Source organism: Nocardia implantans, from assembly GCF_035544775.1.
In the GTDB taxonomy this organism is placed as follows: Bacteria; Actinomycetota; Actinomycetes; order Mycobacteriales; family Mycobacteriaceae; genus Nocardia; species Nocardia implantans.
Window position 1 is genome coordinate 322,140 of sequence record NZ_JAYKYQ010000003.1, and the last position, 20,771, is coordinate 342,910.

Genomic DNA, 20,771 nt, shown 5'->3' on the forward strand with positions numbered 1-20,771 from the left:
GCCGCCGATACCGGCTGCCACGCCGGACGTTCATCCCTTGGCTGTGACGGTCCATATCGCCAGCTCGGCTTCGCGAGTCGGCGTTCCGTTCCACGGATGGGTCCGGAATTGATTGTCCGCGAGGTACTCCATGTATTTCGCTCCGGCATATCCCCAATTGGTGATATCCAGCTCGGCCGTCTTCTGTCCGAGTTCGCTTTCTTTCCAGACATGTGCGATGTCGGTGGCGATCGGGCGTAGGTCATCCGGTGTTGCCGCCGTGGGTACATCGAGGGTGATGAGGAATCTCATTTCGTCCAGTCGGCGGGGATCGCCCACCACGTTCACAGAATTGAGACACGCTCCCACCGGTAGGTGCGTCGCTGCCAGGGCGGTCTTCAATTCCTCGGTAACCAGGGGGTCGGCAGACAGGGCGGGGCAGCTTGCTGGTTTGGTTGTCGTCGAGGTTGTCGTCGAGGGCGTCGCATCGCTCGGCTCCACCGCCGAATCCACCGGGCTGCCCGAACCGCAACCGCCCAGCACTGCGACACCGGCGACGGCGGCCAGCAGACTGGACGCAATACGAACCATCAACCCCACCATGCTCCTCCGCTCGGGTTCGACTCAGCCATGGGCCGCATGTCCCCCCTCCACGCATCTCTTGCGAGAACAGTCGGGAACTCCCGATATGACTGAGGTTTCATCCTATCCGCCGCCACCGGAACCCGATCCGACCACCGCGAAGCCCTGGTTACACCGTCGCCGACCATGCACTGAGCAGGCGACTCCCGCACCCGCGACGCGAGTTGTCGGATGCGTCTCAGATCGCCGCGACCTCCGTCCTCGATCGAAGTCACTCGAGGTGTGGGTGTTTCCCCTGTTCTCCGGGTGGATGCCACCGGGTCAGCTCCCGGCAGCACGCCGCGAACTCCTCGGCGTCGCGCAGGGCCCGGCCCGCGGCGAGATCCAACTCGAACGAGTGGTCGCTGTGGCCGGTCGTCGCCGCGATCATCTCGCGGGCGGTGGTGCGTATTGCCGACTTGTCGCCGGCCATCGTCCAGCAGTACGCATCCGGCACGTGGATGAGCCAGTGCGGGCCGCAGCAGTGCACCTCGACGTAGTACCGGCGCACGGTCACGGCCTCCGCGCTCTGACCGTCACTCGGTCCATGACAGGGCTTCGGTGAGGGTCACCGGAGGCGGGGGAGGGGTCGGCACCCCGCCTCCGGGACGTTCGGGTGCGGCGGACCACTGCCGCAGCGCGGCCGCGTAGCGCTCGAGCACGGGCAGCGGCACGCCCTTGTAGGGGGCGCGCGGCCGGGGGAACGGAACGCGTTGCGGCAGTCGGTTGGTCATGTGTCCTCCGCTGGTCCAATGGCGGCGAACGGGGAGTCTCGCCGCGCCGATCACGCGGTCAGTGGAGCACCCGACGCGGGCCGTGTGGATATTCCCGCGGAAATTCGCGATGCGAAGTGGCAAAAGCCCTGGACACCTTCCAGCGATCCTGCACAATGGCGTCCAGAAGGCCGAAAAACCGCCTTCCACAATATCTTTCGAAATATTCCAGTCAGCGGGTGCGGATATTCCACAGAAGGGAGCAAACAGTATGGGGGAGAGCGATGCGCGCGCCGGTATTCGGCAGCTCGAGGCCGACATTCGCGGGACCGGGGGCGTTCCACACCGCAGCCTCGGCCGCTGCCTGCGCAGGATGAGGCAGGAAGCGGGACTGTCCATCGAAGTGGCGGCGCGGGCCATCATGCGGTGCTGTTGCTGGACGAAGCGGCGACCAGGCGAGTGGTCGGCGGCCCTCGCGTCATGTCAGTGCAGTTGCGTCACCTCGCTGACCTGCCGCCGAACGTTCGCGTGCAGGTGCTTCCGTTCGGGGCCGGGTACCCGCTGGGAACATCCACCGGACCGTTCACGATTCTGGACTTCGCGGCAGACGACGACGGGCGGGTGCTGGAGCCGCCGGTGGTCTACGTCCAGAGCTATACCGGTGACATCTACCTGGAGCGACCCAGCACCGTTCGCCGCTATCGAACTGCAATCGAGGTGGTGAAGCGGGTAGCGTTGGACGTGCCGAGTAGCAAACGCCTGCTGCGGCAGGCAGCGAAGGAGTTCGACTGTGTCCGTGGATCTATCCGGAGCGCGCTGGTTCAAGAGCACTCGTAGTTCCGCCGGTAGTGACTGCGTCGAAATCGCGCATCTGGACGGCGGCCGCGTGGGGGTTCGCGACTCGAAGAACCCTCACAGCGGGGTGCTGGTGTTCACGCCCTCGGAGTGGGACACGTTTGTGTCGGGCGCGCGAGACGGGCAGTTCGACCGGCCTTGAGTTGCGCCTGCTCGATCGCCGGTGTTCACCGAAGACGACAGTAGGCACGCGGGCGGCGGCAGCGAAGGTCCTGAGATCGGGGTTCCCGTGCCTTTCTTCTTCTGCTCGCCCATATTCGAGCGGTCCGCCCGTCAGTCGCCGACGAACAGGAGATATCCGTTGGCGCGGAGCGCGATGGACGATGCTAGCCTCAGCAGGTCGATGGCCTGCCGCTCGGCATCGGTCCGTACCTCGATCCCCTCGATCTGATCCAGGATCAAGCCGAGCTGGTACCGATTGAACATGGTGTCGCCGTAACGGGAGATGCCCCGTACCAAGCTGGTTTCGGGCTGCTCAGTGCACAGCTTGAACAGCGTTTCGTCCGCATCGTCACCGAAGCGGTGAATCTCGGCATGGTTGATGTCCTGCACAACGATGTCTGAAGCCACCTGATCCCTACTCGTCTCCTGCGGAATCCAACACTACGTCGATCAGGCGAAACAGCGGATCACGGCGGTCGTGGACATGGCCTCGGCGTAACGCCCATGGGCTGATGACGGATAAGACGTGCAGTCCGGTGTTCTCGAGCTTCCAGGGGCCCGGCCACCGGGCATGCCGATCAGTGTGCAGACTCAGAGGGGAAAGTTCATGCGCTCAGTCACCAAATTCGCCGCGACCGCCGCTGCCGCCGTCGTGGCCTGTGCTCCGGCGTTCGTCTTCGCCGGTACTGCCTCGGCCGAGGCGGTCAACCTGCCGGTCCTCTACACCACCGCGACGGAAGCGGGTCTGTGCTACGGCACGATTCGCGGGAACGTGGACCAGGACTCGTCCCAGGGGCTCCACCTCACCAGCGCCTTCCAGGGCATCGGTACCTGCGCGACCACCGCCTACGTCTCCTGGCACAACATCGATACCGGGGCGCGCGGAAACACCACGATCAAGCTGGTCGGCTCGTGGTACAACTCGGCCACCATCCCCTCCGGCCCCGGTCACGTCGAATTGTCCGTCACCACGAAGGAGATCTTCCACTCGCCCGATTCGGTCCAGGTGCAGTACGTCATCCCGGGATAGACCGGGCGCTGTGCTTCTGCCGCCCTGGCGTCGGCAGCGATCGGCGGCGCGACCGGCGCATGCCGCTCTACGCTGAGTGACATGGTGACCATCGTCGGTGGAGGAATCGCCGGGACCGTGCTGGCGGGAGCGCTTGGCCGCGAAGGTATTCCGGTCCGTGTGTACGAAAGTCAGCCATCGGTCGGCGTCGGGGCGTTCCTGGTACTGGACGACCGTGCCCATGCCGCGCTGACGACTCTCGGCGTGCCCGCCGACCGGCTGGACGAGGTCGCCCATCCGGTGGACGCCCTGCGGGTGGAGTACCAGCCGGGCGAAGCCCGTTTCGGGCCGAGCCGTGGTCATCGGCTGTACCTGCGTGCCGAACTCATGTCGGTGCTGACCGAATTCGCCACTGCCACAGCGGCGGAATTCCACTACGGCACCGCGGTGACCGATATCGACCATGGCATGCTGTTCAGCGGCGCTACCCGGCTGCCCGCCGACGATGTCGTCATCGCGGCCGATGGCATCGACTCCCTCGCCCGCCGCCGGATCGAGCCGGGACGAACGCCCGAGTACGCCGGACAGATTGTGTTCTACGGCCGCACCGAGCGTGCTCAGGCGTTGCGCACCAAGAGCGCGGTGCTGCACTTCGACGGCCGCATCGGTGCGGATGGCCGCCCAGCGGGCGCGTTCGGTCACTACTGGGACGAAGGACTGTCCGTCTGGTTCGCCAGAGTCACCCGCCCAGCTCTTCCCGCTCCGGACCTCGGATTCCATCCGGTAGTGGAGTGGGCCGAACTGATCCGAACGGTCGCCCCTGGCATCCGTGACGTGGTCGATCTCCTGTTGGCCGAGACGGAGACCGTGCACATCTCCAATGCGCGCAACGTCCCTTTCACCGCAGCCGCTCCCGCACAGCTGCCGGTCATCCTCTGCGGGGACGCCGATCACGCCATCACACCGGCCGAAGGAGTCGGCGCGCGCGACGCCATCGAGGACGCGGCAGCCATCTTTCACGCACTGTCCACCGGGGCCTCGCCCGCGGACGCGATGACGGCCCGGCGCCGGCGGATCGCCACCGACCGGGAACGGGTCGTTCCGCCCTACCGCCGCGCCGCGAACTAGACGTCGCTCGAGGACGCGTTGTGTGGCCTTCCTCGTAGTCCTCCGCACGCCGACGAACGACACGGAAGCGAGTACCTCGCGACCGAAGACCGCCGGGGCACTCGGCCCCTGAACGGTGAAGCGGACACGCGGCGGTGCGTCGGCAGCGGAATGGCTCGGCGGTGAATTAACGTCAGGACCCCTGAGGAGATGCCAGCTGCCCAAGGGTCGTCTGCCTCGGCGTTCAGTGCTGACCTGAAGTGCGATCTCAGGGAGGAATTCGTGGACATTACCCAGCTGATTCTGGACGACCACCAGGAACAACGGCGGCTGTTCGCGATCCTGGAGCAGATCGATCGCGCGGACACCGGCGCGCTTTCCGCGATCTGGCACCGGCTCGCGGCCTTCCTCGAGCTGCACGCGCAGGCGGAGGAGGAGATCTTCTACCCCGCCCTGCTGCAAGTGGGTATCGCGGCCCGGCGCGCGGGCGGGGTGGAGAACGAGACACTCGACGCCATCCACGACCACAACGAGATCAGGGACGCGATCGCCGAGGTAGCCCGTCATCAGGTCGGCGCCGACGCCTGGTACGCGGCCGTCGCGGCGGCGAACGCGGCCAACAGCGATCACATGGCCGAGGAAGAACGCGAGGGCCTCACCGACTTCCGCCGCCTTGCCGGGCTGCCGCGTCGCCATCAGCTGGCCGTCGCTTTCGCCGCTTACGAGGCGCGCAACTTCGCCGGCGTCCAGCCCGTCGACAAGGATCCGGTCAGCTATGTCCACGCGGCAGAGGAGGGAGCAGAGAAGAAAGCGCGGCCCGCTGCGAACGGATCGCTGGGTGTCGGCACCCTGAGAAGGAACTGACCGGCAGGCCGTACCCCCACCGCTCCCGCGACATTCGCGTGGATCGCATGCCTTCGTTCGGTGGGATGAACCGAGTGGGCCGAGGGCCGCACGGCTGCGCGGCGGGCGGCGGCGTCGCCGCGCTCCGGATGTTCGGAAACCCGAGCGGAAGCGGAGAAGTGACCGCGCGTTGACTACGCTGTCGCGGTGTCCCAAACCGTGCCACTGACGAGACTTCTCGATGACGCGGGCTTGCTGTCGCTCGAACACCGGCTCCACGTCGAGCAGGTGCTCGGCGCCCACGTGTTGGAGGCCGACCTGGAAGGACGTCGGCTCGAATTCCTCGGCGAGGAGCGCTCCTTCGTGTGTACCGACGTCCACCTGCTCGGCACGGCGGACGACGACGCGTGGCTGTGGGGGTGGGTCAATCCTTGGGGCTACCCGCGGTCGCTGCTGCGTGCCGCGGAGACGGTGCGCGAGTTCGGTTCCCGCTACCGTGTCGCCGAATTGTGTTCGGCCGAACTGCCCGTGGTGCTCGGCGCGGCGGCGCCGGAGCCCTATCAGGTGGCATCGTTGATGGCGGACGCCGCGAAGATCGTCTGTGGGCGGTGGAACTCCTACTGCGGTGTCATCGATGGCGCGTGCGTCGCGTTCCTCATCGACCACCCCGCCTTCGAGTTGCCGGCGCCCACTCCCTCCGGCCTCGCTCGCGTGCTGGCCCACGGCTTCGGCGCGCTGCCGTTGACGGATCACCGGCGTGCCGTGTACAGCTATCTGACCCGGCGGGGGCTGGACACGGAATTCCTCGACGACTATCGGGTGCTGGAGTTCGGCGGCGAGGGGCTCGCGGGGGAGGTCGAGTTCGACGCTGAGGGCCGGATCGCGAATCTCGATATCCGGATCGTCGTGGACCGTGTCGGCGCACATCTCGCCTCCGAGACGCAGTCGGCGTGATCCGCTCGACCGCCGCACCCACGCGCGGCGGCGCTGGTCAGCTGGGCGGGAACTGGTGCTGGAACCAGCCGAGGATCTCGGGGACGGCAACCCGGGCCGTTCCGGCGTGGTCCAGATCGCCCAAGTCGCGCAGTGTCGCGTTGCCACCGAGAGCTCGCAGGCAGTGCTCGGCATTCGGATACGGCACGGCGCGGTCGCTGCGGGAAGCGTAGAGATGGACGGGTATGCGCGGTGTCCAGTCGCAGGTGCCGTCGCTCTCGGCGATCGCCGCCGCGGCGGCGCCGGTCGGCTCGGCGGCCGATCGGAGGAACCGGGGGGTCAGCAGTTGCCCTGGAGTGGGGGCCAGCGAGGTCACGATGGTGATCTCGCTGTGGAAGCCGTCGAACAGGTCGTCCACCTTGTCGGCGTAGGCCTGTTGGAAGGCCTCGGCCGGATCGTCGTAGAGGTGGTGGATCCGGTTCATCGCGGTGATCCAGTAGGAGAGGAACAACACCGCCGCGCCCGGTAGGACCCGCCCGTCGAGCGCGGCGGGCGCCTGGACGTGCTGGAGGTCGTAGGGTCCGCTGATCGGGGCCAGGGCGGCGACCCCGAAGCCGGGGATGGTCCCGGCGGCCAGTGCCTTGCCGAGCGCCATCGCCGCGTGGCCGCCCTGGGAGAACCCGGTCACGAGCACCTCCGGGTCGAGTTCTCGCCGCTGCTGGGCCGCGAGGGAGCCGGCCGCCCGCAACAGGTCGGCCGATGCGCTGACCTCCGAGGGGGCATGGGTGTAGGGATGCGTGCCCGGACCGGTCCCCAGGCCCAGATAGTCGGGTGCGGTCGCCGCGTAACCCGCGGCGGCGAAGGCGACCGTGCGCAGCCGATCGGGAAGATCGCGGGTATCGACCGATGGCGCGTCGCTCTTGAGCGTCATGGTCCCGTGCTCATAGCTGACCACCCGCAGTCGCCGGGAGTCGGTACGCGGCAGCGCCACCAGCCCGCTGGCGGTGGTCGGCTTGCCGTGCGGGGTGATCGTCCGGTACTCCAGACGAAAGGCGTCGACGCCGTTGCGGACCGGAGTGGAGATTCCGCCGTTCGTCAACAGCGCCGCGGTCTGCTCGGGCGTCAGACTCAGCAAGGGCGTGGCCGAAACGATCTCGCCGCGAGCGGGTGGCGGTTCGTGCTCGGTGTTCCCGCATCCGGCGGCTGCGAACACGACGACTACCGCGACCAGCAATCGCCTCAGACGTTCCATCCGTGATCCTCTCGACGATCATCGGCTCCGCTCCATCATCGCGCGTGCGCGGACCGGAGCGGTGCGCGCCGGGCCCGGACGGTCGCCTCGGGGCCGCGGAGGGCTCGGACTTCGCGGGCCGCGGAACCCCGCTTCTCCTGTCCTGTGCCTGGTTGTAGCTGATCTGTCGGCGAACAGTTGGATCAGGCATTAAGTGAACGACTGTTTTCAATATGAAGAGACTATCTACCAGTTCAAAGCAGCGATATGTTATGAATCATTACTGTCGACCGTGGTGGTTCGAGGCGATTGCTACCCGGACGGCACTGGGTTGTCGACGCCAACCGGCCGACGCTGTCCGGCGGCGTCGACACCCCCACGGCTGCCGATCGAGGCACAACCCGAGGAGTGGGCATGAGCACGCCGACGGCGAGCGCGACTACCGAGATCTACTTCCGCGCGGCGGCCGCGACACTGGTCGAGGCCGCGACGGTGCTGGCGGACTTCGGATGCTCGCCGGTCGATGTGTCGGGAATTCTGGAGCGCTTGCGCCGAGTGGAGCACGCGCTCGGCGTGGTCATCGGCAACTTGACCACCGCGCTGGAGTCCGGGCCCGCGAGCGCCGACCGCGCGCAGTTGTCCGAACTGGGTCGTGCGCTCGGAAGCGTCGTCGAGCGAACGCGGGCGGCCGCCGCGCTCGCGGACGCCTATCTGCTCACCGCGGTGCCGGACGAGGTGCTCGAAGTCGTGGTGACGATAGGTCGCTGCGCGCATCTCACCGCGGCGGCGCTGGGCGCCTGTGACCAGCCGCTGCTGGGGTCGTATCGCGCCGAGTTGCTGCGTCTCGCGGTGCACGCGGAGCGAATTTTCACCCGGTGGTCGCTGGCGCGGCCGAGGGCGGGCGCGGATCCGGTGGCGGAACTCGGCAAGGCGCTCGTGTCGGTCGTGCACGCCTTCCTCGCGGTCGGATACGCCGCCGCGAGCGTCATCAGGGCGTGAGCGCGAACTGTGCCCGTTATGTGTGCAGGGATTCTCCTGGGTTGAACCGGAATCACCAGGACAGATGGGCCTTTAGTTAGTGGTTGTTCATGTCGTGTGATAGAACTCACTGGCGTAAACGAAGGGGACTGTTCGACATGGAACCAACAGCCAAGCAACGCGCGGCGATGAACCTCATCTGCGACACGTTCAACCCCGGCGACGGGTTGACGCTGCCGTCGGCAAGCGCGCTCGGCGCCGTGGACACCGTCTTCCAGCTACTGGGGCGGAATCCGCGCGAGGCGGAGAAGAAGCAGCTGGCCACGTTGCTCAACCTATGGGATTCCCGGCTGACCGGGCTGCTCACCGGCAGCGGTCCGCGGCGCTTCTCCCGCCTGTCGCAGGAGCAGCGGGAACGGGCGTTGCTGCGGCTCGCCGATTCGCGCTTCGAATCGGTGCGGGTGATCTTCCAGGCGCTCAAGCAAGCGTCGCTGCTGTCCTACAACATCACTCCGGGCCCGGCGGGTGTCAATCCGCTGTGGAAGGAGATCGGTTACCCGGCTCCGGCCGGCCCGCTGACCACGGCGCCCGCGCCCGCGTTGACACCGCTGCGCTGCACCGAGCCGACCGAATTCGACTGTGATGTGGTGATCGTCGGTTCCGGCGCCGGAGGCGGTGTGGCAGCCGCGGTGCTGGCCGAAGCGGGCCTCGATGTGGTGGTGCTGGAACGCGGGAACTATTACGACGACCGCGATTTCGGCACCGGCGAACTCGGCGGGTTGCAGCACCTGTACGCGCCGGGGCCGCCGGGATCGAGCGAAGGCCAGATCACCCTCGTCGCGGGCACCTGCCTCGGCGGCGGAACGGTCGTCAACTGGAGCACGTCTTTGCCGACCCCGCAGGACGTCCGGGCGGAGTGGGCCGCGCTGGGCGCCGCCCAGTTCGCCGAAGCCGAATTCGACGACGCGCTCGACGTGGTGCAGCGGCGGCTCGGCGTCACCGATCGGCGGTCGGTGCTGTCGGCTCGCGACGGCGTTCTGGAACGCGGCGCCCGCGCGCTCGGCTGGGAGGTGGACACGTTGCCGCGCAACGTGACCGATGCCTGTGACGCCGGTGTGGAGTGCGGCCGGTGTGGCTACGGCTGCCGGCTCGGCGCCAAACAGTCGGTGACCAAGACCTGGCTCGCCGATGCGGCCGATCGGGGCGCACGGCTGGTCGTGGACGCCGATGTGCGGCGGATCGCGGTGCGCAACGGTCGAGCGCAGGGGGTTTCGGCGGTCACCTCCGACGGGGTGGCGATCGAGGTGCGCGCCCGTGCGGTGGTGGCGGCGGCCGGAGCGATCCAGACTCCGGCGTTGCTGCGGCGCTCCGGATTGCGCAACCAGAACATCGGCCGCCACCTGCGCCTGCACCCGGCGGCGGCGGTCTTCGGGGTGTTCGAGGAAGAGATCCGGCCGTGGGAAGGCGGCTTGCAGACCCGGATCTGCCGCGAGCACAGCGACTTGGACGGCAACGGTTACGGCGTGATCTACGAAACCGGTCCGATCCATCCCGGCCTCGCCACCGGGTTCATGAGCTGGCGCGGCGCCGAGAAGCATCGGACCACCATGCTCGATTTCGCGCATTCGAACGCGATCGGCATCATCACCCGCGACCGCGATTCGGGCACGGTGGCCGTCGACCGCGATGGTGAGCCGATCGTGAATTACCGGTTGTCGGACTACGACGCCGCCCATTTGCACACCGGGTTCGAGGGGGCGGCGAGCATTCTGGAAGCAGCGGGCGCGCGGCGCATCTTCTCCGGGCACCAAGCGGGCGTCTCCTACGAACCGGGCCGCCGGGGTTCACACGCCGATTTCGCCGTCGCGTGCCGGGCCGCGGGGTACGGGCCGGGGCATTGCTCCCTGGGCGCACTGCACATCATGGGCTCGGCGCGGATGGGCGGCTCACCGGAAACCTCGGCCACCAACCCGGACGGCGCCACCTGGGAGGTGGCGAACATCGTCGTCGCCGACGCCTCCAGCTTCCCCACCGCGTCGGGCGTGAACCCGATGGTCTCGATCGAGGCGATCGCCTACATGAACGCCAAAAGGCTTGCCGCCCAGTTGGGCTGAGGATCGGTCGGCGCGGTCAGAGCGCGCGGATGCCGTCGAGCACCGCGCGCAGGAGGCCGAGGTCGGACTCCGACCCGGCCGTTGGCTGCGCCGACCGGTAGATCAGCCTGCCGTCGTCGAGCAGGTCGCCGATGAGGACCTTCGTCATGGTCAGCGGCAGGTTCAGGCGCGCGGAGACCTCCGCCACCGACTGCGGGGTGCGACACAACTGCACGATCGCGGCGTATTCCGGTTCGGTACGCCGCAGTGCGGTGCCAGGCGCGCCGTCGACCACCAGGGTGACCAGATTCAGTTCCCGGCGCACGGCACGACCCCGGCCGCGGGTGATGGCGAAGAGCCGGACCATCGGACCGGCGTCTTCCTCATACCAGGGATCGTGCTGATAACTCATGGCCGTGTCGAAGCGGGGGGATGCGGACGCGTGTCGACCGACAGGTGTGTCCCGACTCGCTGCACCGTCTGGTTCATTTCGTAAGCCACCATACCCATATCGGCGGTCTCGGACGCCAGCAGCGCCAAGCAAGCGTTGGCGCCCGCCGTGGTGACGAACAGTACCGCGCGGTCGAGTTCCACCACGGTCTGGCAGACGCCACCGGCGTCGAAATGGTGGCCCACACTGCGGGAAAGACTGTGCAGTGCCGATGCCATCGCGGAGAATCGCTCGGCGTCGGCCTTGTCCAGCTGGGCCGAGTGGCCGATCAGCAGGCCGTCGGAGGACAGCAGTACCGCGGACTGCGCTCCGGCCAGCCCGGTGACCAGCTCGTCGAGTAGCCAACCGATACCGGTTCCCTGGGAAGTAGTCATGGTCGCCTTCTGCAGATGGGGAGTTGCGGACTAGTCGAAGTCGGGACGCTTCCGGCGTCCCTGGCGGGTGCCGTTCTCGATGGCACTCATCAGATTGCGTGCTTCATCGGCGGTCCGCTGTCGGATCGGGGCTGGCGTCGCCGTCTGCGGCTGTTGCTCCGGCTCCTGCGGAGATTGGCGGCGGCGGCGTGGCAGCGGCGGCCGGGCGTCGGCCGGACCGGGTTGCGCGGTGGCGCCGGCGTCGAAGCGACTATTGCCGGTGTCGAAGCTGCTGTTGCCGGCGTCGAAGCGCCCACCGTTGGTGTCGAAGCGGCCGTGGCCGGTTTCGACGCGTCCACTGCCGGTGTCGAAATTGCCGCCGTCGGTGTCGAAGCTGCCGTCGTCGCCGTGCGGTGCCGGGGCTGGTACCTGCTGATCGGAGGCCGAGGTGAACCATGCCGATCGGCCCGGCACCGCCGCAGGCCGAGGCGCGGCGCCCGGCGCCGGTGTGCGCACGGGCTCGACGGGCTCGGCGTCGTTCTGCAGGCGCGGTGACGTATCCGATTGCAGAAGTGCGCTCGGAATGAGCACCACCGCACGGACGCCGCCGTAGACCGATTCGCCCAAGCGCACCGAAATGCCATGTCGGTGCGCCAGTTTCGCGACGACGAACAGCCCGAGCCTGGTGTCGCTGGACAAGGTCACCACACTGAAATCCGGTGGATTGGACAACAGCTCGTTACGCGCGGCGAAATCGGCCTCCGACATGCCGAGACCCTGGTCGATGATCTCGACCGCCACACCGCGCCCGACCACGACGCCGGACACCTCGACCCGCGCCTGCGGCGGAGAGAAGGAGGTCGCGTTGTCCATCAGCTCGGCCATCAGGTGGATCAAGTCGGCGACGGCGTTGCTCGACACCTGGAGTTCCGGAAGCCGGCCGGTCTGGATCCTGGCGTAGTCGAGACTTTCGGCGACGGCGGCGCGGACCAGATCGACCAGCGGAACGGGCTTGCGCCAGCGTCTACCCGGCTTCTCGCCGCCGAGAATGATGAGGTTCTCGGCGTTGCGCCTCGCCCGCGTCGCCAGGTGGTCGAGCTGGAACAACAGCTCGAGCTGGTCGGCGTCCTCCTCTTTGCGTTCGGCTTGATCGAGCAGCGCCAGCTGGCGGTGCACCACGACCTGGCTGCGATGGGCGATGTTGAGGAACACCGCGTTGACGCCGGCTCGGGTCTTCGCTTCCGCGACCGCGGCGGACACGGCCGCGACGTGGGCACGGTTGAAGGCGTCGGCCACCTGGCCCAGTTCGTCGGTGCCGTAATCGAGCCGGGCCAACTCGGCTCCGGAGCCGACGCTCTCACCTCGGCCCAGCCTGCTCATGAGATCGGGCAGCTGCTGGTCCGCCAGTTCCAGGGTGTCGCGCCGCAACCGCCGCATTCGTCCGATGAAGCGATTGGCCATGATCAATGCCGCGAGGAAGGCGATGGTCGAGACCAGCAGCACGCCCGCGCCGCCGAGCATGGACTGCCGCGCGGTCTGGTCACCTCGCTCGCGAGCGATCTGGTGGGCGGCGCGGCTCTGATCGTCCCAGACCTTCAGCAGGGCGGAGGAGACCTGCCCGGAAGCCTCCTGCCACGCCGCGACGCTGAGGGGCAACGGGGTGGTCCTGGAGGTCGACCGGCCGCTCTGGGTCCGACCGGTGCCGGTGGACTCGTCGGAGTCGGAGCCCGCTTCCACCGGTCCGTGCACCAGCACCGCGTCTTGCATCGCGATCAGCTTCTGGTAGGCCGGTCCGGCGGTGATCTCCTGGAGCTGGGCGAGTCGCTTGTCCTTCAACACCCGGCCGGCGTAGGCGACCTCGCTGCGGAATTCACCCACCAGCCGGGCGAACTCGGTCAGTTGCGCGGGCGTGTTCTCGCCGACGGTGAGCGCCACCGTGCCCAAGGTGTCGGCCATCGACAAGGCTTCGGCGGCGCGCAGAGCCTCGACGCCGTAGTTCAGCTCCATGGCGATGTCGGCTTCCGGCGCCACCCGGGCGGCGAGCGTCGAGGCGGCGACGATCGTGCCGATGACCCCGCTGAAGATTTCGACCACCTCGTTCGGCGCGGCCTGCCGGGTGTCGACCCCGGCGCGCACCGTCGGAACCATCGCGAACAGCTTGTTGTAGGCCTCGATATCGGATGCCGACCCGTCGGGATTCAGTTTGCGGGCGGCATCGCCTTTCGCCATCACCGCCGCGAGCCCCGCGTCCGAATGCTGGCGCGCGGTGGCCAGCGCTCGGGTGGCGTCGGTGTCACCGGCCAGGGACAACAACGACAGGCGGCGTTCCTCCTGGAACGCCTGGACCATTTGGATGGCGGGCGCCGTCGTGCTGCTGGCCAACTCCGCCCATTCTTTGGCCGCTCGGGCGGATTGCACCAGATAACCCGCGGCGCCGACGCCGATGACGAGTAGCGTGACGCTCGATATGAGCACGATCGCCAGCAGTCGTACTCGGACACCGACTCGACCACGGACATCGCGCCGGCTCGACCGAACCACTCCCATAGCGGATTCGCGAAGCTGAGACCACTTGCTCACGGCTGAAAATGCCTACCTCTGACACGGCCCCGCCCGAACCCAGGCGGCACCTCACCTGTACCCGTTCCGAAGAATAACGAAAGTGTAGCGGTTCGATCGCGAATCGCACGGATTCGCGACTTGTGTTAAGTGAACCGAAATTATTACGTGGCAGTATCGTGCGGGCCGGAGCGCCATCGCGACCGAGCGCGGTCGACAACCGCCGAGTTCGCGCGGGTCTGATGCTACTCGGCGGTATCACTGCGCGAACTGCTGTTACGGGAATCAGAGCGAACCTCTATCGCTAACTTACCGACAGTTCTGGTCATTAAAACAATGCCCTCGATACAGCGACTGCCGCCCGTGTGCCCTGTGGCCGGACGGCTCCTGTCATCCGAACCGACACCGAGAAGGGCTGCGAACGCCGCTCGGAACCGGGCGATGATATAGCGCCGATTCGCTTTCCGGTTTCCCGCTGCTGGCAATCACGCCGGTGCGAACGCTGCCGGGGAATTCACCATGTGGCCGCACCGATGATGGGTGATTCCCCTGGTAGTGGCTTCTACCGGAGCGTGGGAACGGGAAACCGTCAGCGCGGCGACCATTCGGCCCGCAGTTCGAGCGCGGCGACGACGCAGAGAAGCGTTTCCACGGGATCGAGACCCGGCTCGCCACGCCGTCGGCGTTGCGCGGCAGGCTGCTCCGCCCCGTGCGCGTCCGGCGCGTCGAGGACGGCATCGGGACCGCATCGAAGATGCAGACCGCCGGGAACGGTGCCGCTCGCCCGGCAGGCGTGGAAGAACGCGCCGATCGCGCCGACGACATCCTCGGAACGAAATGTGCTGCGCTCGCGCGTAATTCGAGGGTACGGCATCGGATCGCACACCCAGCAGATCGGCGTTTCACACGCCGCCGCGGCGGCGAACAAGGCCGCAAGCGCGTCACGGGTGCGGGCGAGGCCCAGTTGCGGTACGAGCGTGAGCCGGCCCGGCTGTCTCCGCGGATTCAACGTGCGACACAGATACTCGATATCCGCGGGGGTGGTGGTAGGGCCGAGGGTTACCGCGACGGGGTTGCCTGCACGGCCTGCGACACGCATCCGGCCGCGCGCGGAAGGTCCAGCGCGATCGCCGAGCCACAAGAGGTGCGCCGAACGATCCCACCATCGTCCGTCGGGTTCTCGGCCGGCCTGCTGCGCTCCGGGCGAGACGGACGGCTCGCGCGAGACGCGCGGCCGGGGCAGCCAAGTGTGCAGTTCGCCTGCGCCCGGCGGTGCGATCGCCGCGACGGGCAACAGTCCGCTCACCGCGCGCAGCAGGTCACGCCGCACCGGAGCGGGAGACCGGTCGGCGGCACGGCGCAGGAGGTGCACGCACAGCGTGAGCGGCAGCCGGTCGGCGGGCCATCCGTCGAGCGCCGCGGCGGCGCGCGGGTCGCCGTGCCGCTTGGCCGCTCGCTCGATGGTGATCGTCGTAGCGCCCAGCCCATGCGTCATGACGGCGGCGGCGGCATACATCAGCGCCCTGCGCGCGGCGAGCTTCGTGATCTCGCTGCCACCGGACAGGTCGTCCCGGCCATCGAGGTGCAGCACGAATCCTTCTCCTCGTGCTGCCCTCGCGAGATCTGCCGTCAGCGCGTCGCATTCGCTCGGGTGGGGGAGTTCGGTCCCGTGCCGTGGCCGTCGCGTGCGGATGGGGAGTGCCGTGGATTTCGCGCCCGGCTGTTCGCTGTCGGAGGATTCCCGCGCAGCGAACAGTCGGTTCGCCACCGCGAACGACCCCGGCCGCGCGGAGAGGGGTTCGTCGGCCCACGGCGGATCGGCACCGGCCGTGGCGTCGTAGTCGGGCGGGATGACGTCGGGGTTGAACGATTCCCGGATGTAGCACAGTGGCCGATCGCCGAGCGTCATGACGTACGCCCGTGCCGCGCAGAGGCGACCGTCCGGCCATCTCGTCACGCCCGTCCGCAGCAGATGCCGCCGCTGGGAAACGCCACGGGCGATGAGGCCGGTCCCGATCGGCACCCGCACGTCGTCCATGCCGGAAGCGGCCGCGCCCGCGCGCACCGCGACGACGTAGTTGACGGACACGGTGACCAGATCGGCGCTGACCAGGCAGGATCTGCGGACGAGGACCCGATCGGAATCGGCGACGCCGAGAGCGTCGGTGACGGTGTTCGGCAGCCGACCGGCCGAGATGTCGTCCTGGCGCAATACGCGCACGTGCAGATCGGTGCGCAGGATCGCCGCCAGCGCGGGCGTGGTGAATCCGTCACTCGCCAGCAGCATCCTGGTCAGCGGGTGGCCGAACCGCCCGATCTCGTCGTGCTTGCGGAAGCCCGAACCACCGGGCGGGCAATCACCCGGTGGTTCGGTGCCGGTGTGCGTGATCGTCACGACCGGCTCCGTGTGGTGCCTGTCATGAGAATTCCGTGCCGGCCGCTACGGGGTGGTGGCCGCCGTCGGTGGGAGAACGGGCCGAGCCACGGCGGCGATCTCCGCTTCGGTGCGCGGCCGATCGGTCAGGCCGAGCACCGGATCGGTCGTGATGCGCAGCTCGCCGGTGGTCGTATCCGCCAGCGGATCACGCCAGTGATCCCAGACGACCGACATGTCCAGATGGCCCATGTATTCGAGATTCGCCGACTCCGCGTGCAGGTGTTCGGCGGCGGAGATGATGGTCGCGGTCGCGGTGCGCTGTTGCGCGCCAGAGGATTCGTCCATGTCGGTCAAGCCCGCCATGATCTCGGTGAACTGCGCCTGCTTGGTGTCGCCGCTGTGCCCGGTCGTCAGAGTGCCCGCGTGCGCGAAGTACTCCTCCGAGCCCACGTACTGTTCGTACATCCGCGACACCAGCACCAGGAATCGGGTGTAGGCCCGGCGATAGGCGTGCTCGTAGAAGCCGAGCGCGTCGGACTCGCTCAGTTCGCCGCGCAGGATCGTCGCGATCGCCGCCGCGGCGACCAGGGCGGAGTACGTCGCGAGATGCACGCCGCTGGACAGCAGCGGGTCGAGGAAGCAGGCCGCGTCGCCGACGACGACCCAGCCCGGACCGCTGAACCGGTCGGAAGTGTAGGAGTAGTCCTGCTCCGCCTTGACCTCCGCGACCTGCCGCGCACCGACGAGCAGCTCGCTCATCGCGGCGCTGTCGGCGATGGTCTGCGCGTAGTACGCCTCGCGGCCCAGTTCGCGAAGTTTCCCGGCGGCCTTGCGCGCCGAGACGACATAGCCGACGCTGTGGCGGCCGTTCGACAGCGGAATGTTCCAGAACCAGCCGCCCTCGGGCGTGGACACCACATTGATCGCGCCCTCCGGGCTGTCCGGATGTAGGTGTGCGCCCTCCCAATACGACCACACCGCGACGTTGCGGAAGGCCGGATGCTGCTGACGTTCGATGACCTGGTGTTTGGCCAGCACGCCCGCGCGGCCGGATGCGTCGACGAGGAAGTCGAACTCGGTGGTGTCGACCCGGTCGTCACCGGCGACGGTCCATTCCACGGCCGTCGGCCGGTCGCCATCGAACAGGACGTTGGTGACCGTGGCCCGCTCGATCACCTGCGCACCCTGCTCGGCTGCGTTGCGCAGCAGCAGGTCGTCGAACACGTCGCGCTGGACCTGCCAGGACCAGGCTTCGGCGTCCACGAGCTTGGACCAGTCCAGCAACCAGTTGTCGTCCTGCCACTGGAAGTGGCCGCCTCGTTTGATCTGGAACCCGTGCGCGGCCACCGCGTCGTAGGCGCCGGAGACGCGCAGGGTCGACAGCACCGATGCCAGCAGACTTTCGCCGATGTGGTAGCGCGGGAACTTATCTCGTTCCAGGAGGGTCACCCTGACCCCCGATTTCGCGAGCAGCGCAGCGGTGGTCGACCCGGCTGGGCCGCCACCGATGACCAGAACATGCGGATTGTCCATAGCGAACTCCCTGGAACTGCCGACAACGGAACGTGCGCCCGCCTCAGTGCGGAAGAACTCCGTGCGGGCCGCGGTCTTCGACGCGTACGAAGTAAGGTTGCCACTGATTAGCCATGCTAACGGTGCGCCATTCGATTGTAGCAATTGATAGCGAATCCTCAATAGTGACAAGCTATTTAGCAACCAACGAACTACTCGACCGCGGATTACTGAAGGATTGCCAAAATGCCCGCACGTGACCTTGCCGCCGGAGGGCCGTCACCGGGCGTCAACTGCGACACCGAAGGCGGACGACAGCACGGCGTTCATGAAAACCGCTGCGGGAGAGAATATTTCGCCAGCGCCTCAAGGGCGCGGCGGGGGAATGCGGAGGTCTGGAGGTAGGCGTGATGGCATTGCCGTTCGGTCATCACCCCTCTTTCCCAACCGATTCAGGATACGGCGGACGCTGGCGTCGTACGAGCCGTTCACCCAGAGTTATCCTCCCCGCGGCCCGTTCGCCGCTTCCGCCAACTCCCGGCGACGGCGTGCGTGAGCGAAGGGCGTTGTGGCGCGGCCTTATTTGCCCACCCTCCTGACCTGCGCATCGAAGAATTTCACGGTGTCGGCGGACCTGACACCACGGTGGACGATCTCGCGGCATGCGCGGTGGTGGACGAATGAATTCCTCGGTCCGAGAGGCGTTTTCGTCGGATGGCCGCCGAGTTCGGCGGTGTACGCGGAGGCGTCATCGGGAGGTCGCAAACAGCGACAGAGTGGCGCGTGATCCCAGTTCATCCGCGGGTGCGCGCCGTGAGCGGGTGGGTTCCGGTACGGCCGGTGCGTGGGGCGCCGAGACCGGCGGTGACCGCCGCGATACCGGAGAGCGGACGGGTAGGAGCCGGGTGCGTCCGGCCCGCCCGAGAGAGGCGGGCGGGTCAGACCGGTCCGCGCCCGGCGGCGACGCGGCCCGCGACCGGCCGCACATCGCGGTGGGAGATCAGCCACTCGCCGTCGTACTTCTGATATCTGTCCTGCACCAGGCCGATGGTGGTCCAGTCCGCGGGCCGGTTCGGGTCGGCGGATTCCCTGGTGGTGGACCAATGCCACACCGTGGCGTAGGCGGTGAGCAGCGGGCCCTCCTCGGTCCACTCGATAGTGGCCTGCCCTGCGACGTGGGCGACCATGGCGCGCTGGGATTTCGGCACGCGGCTCATGTACGCCGTGAACTCGTCGCGTCCGTGGAAGCGCTGCACCGGGCCCGGCATGATCCGGTACTCGATCAGCGCGTCGGGGGTGAAGCATTCGACGAAACGTTCGCTCTCCCCGGTGTCCGCGAGGCGGAAGAAGTGGTAGAACGTCCGGTAGATCGCCCGCTCGGCTTCGATGGTCGCGAGCAGATCCTCGGGTGAGCCGGTCACGTCGGTCCTTTCCACCGGCGACGAGATATCGCGCGGCACATCGTTCTGGCGCCCGCTGGGCGCGGTCGGTTCTGTCGGATCGGCAGCGGTGACGGATGTCGCGCCGAAGCGGAAAGGGTGCTTATTCGTCCTCCGGCACGCCATAGGCGCGCAGGAAGGTGTCCACCGCGGCCGTGGCGACCGCGCGCATCTCGGCGGGGGCGACCTTGCGGGTGCCCAATCGCGAACGGCCCTCCATCGGGCCGGTGATCAGCACCAGGAACTGTTCCGCGGCGGTGGCCGGATCGTCCGCGCGCAAGCGGCCCGACAGCGACAGGCGCGCGAGCCGATCGGCCAACGCCTCGGCCAACCGGTCGGACGTGCGGCTGACGACGATGTCGATCAGATCGGGGAATTGGGCGACCTGGCCGTAGGTCAGCCGGCGCAGCGACCGGGATCGTTCGGCGCAGCAGACCCGGATCAGCCGGTAGGCCAGGTCTTTCAGCGCGGCGCGCAAGTCGGGCCCTGGATCGCGCAATCGTTGCACCACCGCGAGGTTCTCGGCCAGCACCGCGTCGCTCGCGGCCGCCAGCGCGTGCCGAAACAACGTTTCCTTGTCGTTGAGGTGGTTGTAGATGGTCGGCTTGGCGACGCACGCCTCCTCGGCGATCTCCTGCACGCACGCCTGCGCGTAGCCGCGGCGTGCGAAGACGGCGAATGCCGCGTCGAGGATGGCCTGTCGTTTGTCGATCCGCCCGCGCGAAGCCGGCCGGCCCGCATTCGATGTCACCGCTGGCACGCTCGCAGTGTAACGCACAGACGGTGCCAACTTTACTGACTGGTTCAGATTTATGAACCTGTCTTAGTCGTACCGGTCCGGATACTGATTTGAACTGGTCAGTACAATCGGCGGCGGACCGATGAATTCGGGGCGGCGACGGCGTCGTTGGTGATGGAGTATCCCGACCTGATGAAGGAGAGTCATGACCGACGCCGCGGCCGATCCCGAGTTCGTCGATGTGCCCGAGGTGACCACGGCGGTGGTCCGCGATCGTGTCGCGCCCGCGCGATTGCGTGACTTCTTCGATCGGTCGTTCCGGATCCTGCCGGAGATCGTCGCCGGTCAGGGCGCGAAGATCGAAGGGCCGGCGTTCTGCGTGTATCGGGAAGAGTCCGAAGCCGCGCTGGATCTGGAAGTGGGGTTCGCGGTCGATCGGGGCCTGCGCGCGGAGCGTGACGTCCGCGCCGGTCGTCTGCCCGCGGGCCGGGTGGCCAGGGTCGTGCACGCCGGTGGATTCGACGGCTTGGCCGCCGCCTGGGAGAACTTACGATCCTGGATCGATCAGCAGGGCCTCGCCGTGGGGCCGCTGCGGTGGGAGGTCTACCTGTCCAGGCCCGCTCCGGACCTGGACCCCGCGGAACTGCGCACCGAGCTGAACTGGCCGGTGGAGGCGCCCTACGTATCGGGGTCTTCGTCTTGACCGCTTCCGGGGCCTGGGCCCGCCAGCTTCCCGGAATTCTGGGATCGGCCTTCCGCGGTGTCCTTCTCTGTCGCGCCGGGAGTTTCGTGCGAGTCGTCGTCGGCGGTGTCGTGA

Annotated in this window: 21 protein-coding genes; 9 read left to right on the forward strand and 12 right to left on the reverse strand. The window is 67.8% G+C overall.

The window, feature by feature from the left end; translation table 11 throughout:
- Positions 1-30 precede the first annotated feature (30 nt).
- The 3 genes from U3653_RS09360 to U3653_RS09370 all read right to left on the reverse strand — a co-directional run bounded on the left by U3653_RS09360 (position 31) and on the right by U3653_RS09370 (position 1,334).
- Positions 31-582, reverse strand: a complete 552-nt coding sequence (locus U3653_RS09360) for a hypothetical protein (RefSeq protein ID WP_195079215.1) — start codon at positions 580-582, stop codon at positions 31-33.
- Between the two features lie 250 nt (positions 583-832).
- Positions 833-1,117, reverse strand: a complete 285-nt coding sequence (locus U3653_RS09365) for a hypothetical protein (RefSeq protein WP_195079216.1) — start codon at positions 1,115-1,117, stop codon at positions 833-835.
- A 19-nt stretch (positions 1,118-1,136) separates the two neighbouring features.
- On the reverse strand, positions 1,137-1,334 hold the full coding sequence (locus tag U3653_RS09370; RefSeq protein ID WP_067799146.1) for a hypothetical protein: 198 nt from the start codon (positions 1,332-1,334) through the stop codon (positions 1,137-1,139).
- An 18-nt stretch (positions 1,335-1,352) separates the two neighbouring features.
- Here U3653_RS09370 and U3653_RS09375 point away from each other — a divergent pair, with 18 nt between their 5' ends.
- Complete coding sequence (locus U3653_RS09375) at positions 1,353-2,150, forward strand: DUF5753 domain-containing protein (protein WP_323124071.1); 798 nt, start codon at positions 1,353-1,355, stop codon at positions 2,148-2,150.
- On the forward strand, positions 2,110-2,310 hold the full coding sequence (locus U3653_RS09380) for a DUF397 domain-containing protein (RefSeq protein ID WP_435406557.1): 201 nt from the start codon (positions 2,110-2,112) through the stop codon (positions 2,308-2,310). The genes U3653_RS09375 and U3653_RS09380 overlap by 41 nt, the downstream gene beginning before the upstream one ends.
- A gap of 131 nt (positions 2,311-2,441) precedes the next feature.
- Here the strand turns inward: U3653_RS09380 and U3653_RS09385 are convergent, their stop codons facing one another.
- Complete coding sequence (locus U3653_RS09385; protein WP_195079219.1) at positions 2,442-2,738, reverse strand: hypothetical protein; 297 nt, start codon at positions 2,736-2,738, stop codon at positions 2,442-2,444.
- Positions 2,739-2,937: 199 nt separating this feature from the next.
- Between U3653_RS09385 and U3653_RS09390 the strand changes: the two genes are divergently transcribed.
- The 4 genes from U3653_RS09390 (at position 2,938) to U3653_RS09405 (ending at position 6,243) form a co-directional block, all read left to right on the forward strand.
- Complete coding sequence (locus U3653_RS09390) at positions 2,938-3,360, forward strand: hypothetical protein (RefSeq protein ID WP_195079220.1); 423 nt, start codon at positions 2,938-2,940, stop codon at positions 3,358-3,360.
- A gap of 81 nt (positions 3,361-3,441) precedes the next feature.
- Positions 3,442-4,467: an FAD-dependent monooxygenase gene (locus tag U3653_RS09395; protein ID WP_195079221.1), complete on the forward strand. Its 1,026-nt coding sequence runs from the start codon at positions 3,442-3,444 to the stop codon at positions 4,465-4,467.
- 189 nt (positions 4,468-4,656) lie between these two features.
- A complete protein-coding gene (locus U3653_RS09400) occupies positions 4,657-5,310 on the forward strand; it encodes a hemerythrin domain-containing protein (RefSeq protein WP_323124070.1) in 654 nt (217 codons plus the stop codon).
- Positions 5,311-5,496: 186 nt separating this feature from the next.
- Positions 5,497-6,243, forward strand: coding sequence for a DUF6882 domain-containing protein (locus tag U3653_RS09405; RefSeq protein ID WP_195079222.1), 747 nt, complete (start codon positions 5,497-5,499; stop codon positions 6,241-6,243).
- A gap of 37 nt (positions 6,244-6,280) precedes the next feature.
- Here U3653_RS09405 and U3653_RS09410 read toward each other — a convergent pair whose 3' ends face one another.
- The gene (locus U3653_RS09410; protein ID WP_195079223.1) at positions 6,281-7,474 is read right to left on the reverse strand and encodes a lipase family protein; all 1,194 of its coding nucleotides are present in this window, start codon (positions 7,472-7,474) and stop codon (positions 6,281-6,283) included.
- Between the two features lie 393 nt (positions 7,475-7,867).
- Between U3653_RS09410 and U3653_RS09415 the strand changes: the two genes are divergently transcribed.
- Both U3653_RS09415 and U3653_RS09420 read left to right on the forward strand, forming a co-directional pair.
- Positions 7,868-8,452, forward strand: a complete 585-nt coding sequence (locus U3653_RS09415) for a hypothetical protein (protein WP_195079224.1) — start codon at positions 7,868-7,870, stop codon at positions 8,450-8,452.
- Between the two features lie 137 nt (positions 8,453-8,589).
- A complete protein-coding gene (locus U3653_RS09420; RefSeq protein WP_195079225.1) occupies positions 8,590-10,545 on the forward strand; it encodes an FAD-dependent oxidoreductase in 1,956 nt (651 codons plus the stop codon).
- A 16-nt stretch (positions 10,546-10,561) separates the two neighbouring features.
- Here the strand turns inward: U3653_RS09420 and U3653_RS09425 are convergent, their stop codons facing one another.
- The 7 genes from U3653_RS09425 to U3653_RS09455 form a co-directional block, all read right to left on the reverse strand.
- Positions 10,562-10,936, reverse strand: a complete 375-nt coding sequence (locus tag U3653_RS09425) for a DUF742 domain-containing protein (protein ID WP_195045546.1) — start codon at positions 10,934-10,936, stop codon at positions 10,562-10,564.
- Complete coding sequence (locus U3653_RS09430) at positions 10,933-11,349, reverse strand: roadblock/LC7 domain-containing protein (protein ID WP_067799109.1); 417 nt, start codon at positions 11,347-11,349, stop codon at positions 10,933-10,935. The genes U3653_RS09425 and U3653_RS09430 overlap by 4 nt, the downstream gene beginning before the upstream one ends.
- A 30-nt stretch (positions 11,350-11,379) precedes the next feature.
- The gene (locus tag U3653_RS09435; protein WP_323124069.1) at positions 11,380-13,803 is read right to left on the reverse strand and encodes a sensor histidine kinase; all 2,424 of its coding nucleotides are present in this window, start codon (positions 13,801-13,803) and stop codon (positions 11,380-11,382) included.
- A gap of 673 nt (positions 13,804-14,476) precedes the next feature.
- The gene (locus U3653_RS09440; protein ID WP_195079226.1) at positions 14,477-16,282 is read right to left on the reverse strand and encodes a 3-deoxy-7-phosphoheptulonate synthase; all 1,806 of its coding nucleotides are present in this window, start codon (positions 16,280-16,282) and stop codon (positions 14,477-14,479) included.
- A gap of 45 nt (positions 16,283-16,327) precedes the next feature.
- The gene (locus U3653_RS09445) at positions 16,328-17,797 is read right to left on the reverse strand and encodes an NAD(P)/FAD-dependent oxidoreductase (protein WP_195079227.1); all 1,470 of its coding nucleotides are present in this window, start codon (positions 17,795-17,797) and stop codon (positions 16,328-16,330) included.
- A gap of 917 nt (positions 17,798-18,714) precedes the next feature.
- The gene (locus tag U3653_RS09450) at positions 18,715-19,197 is read right to left on the reverse strand and encodes a nuclear transport factor 2 family protein (RefSeq protein ID WP_323124068.1); all 483 of its coding nucleotides are present in this window, start codon (positions 19,195-19,197) and stop codon (positions 18,715-18,717) included.
- Positions 19,198-19,318: 121 nt separating this feature from the next.
- Positions 19,319-19,975, reverse strand: coding sequence for a TetR/AcrR family transcriptional regulator (locus tag U3653_RS09455; protein ID WP_195079229.1), 657 nt, complete (start codon positions 19,973-19,975; stop codon positions 19,319-19,321).
- 184 nt (positions 19,976-20,159) lie between these two features.
- On the opposite strand from U3653_RS09455, the gene U3653_RS09460 reads away from it, so the two are divergent.
- Complete coding sequence (locus U3653_RS09460) at positions 20,160-20,657, forward strand: GyrI-like domain-containing protein (RefSeq protein WP_195079230.1); 498 nt, start codon at positions 20,160-20,162, stop codon at positions 20,655-20,657.
- Positions 20,658-20,771: the final 114 nt, after the last annotated feature.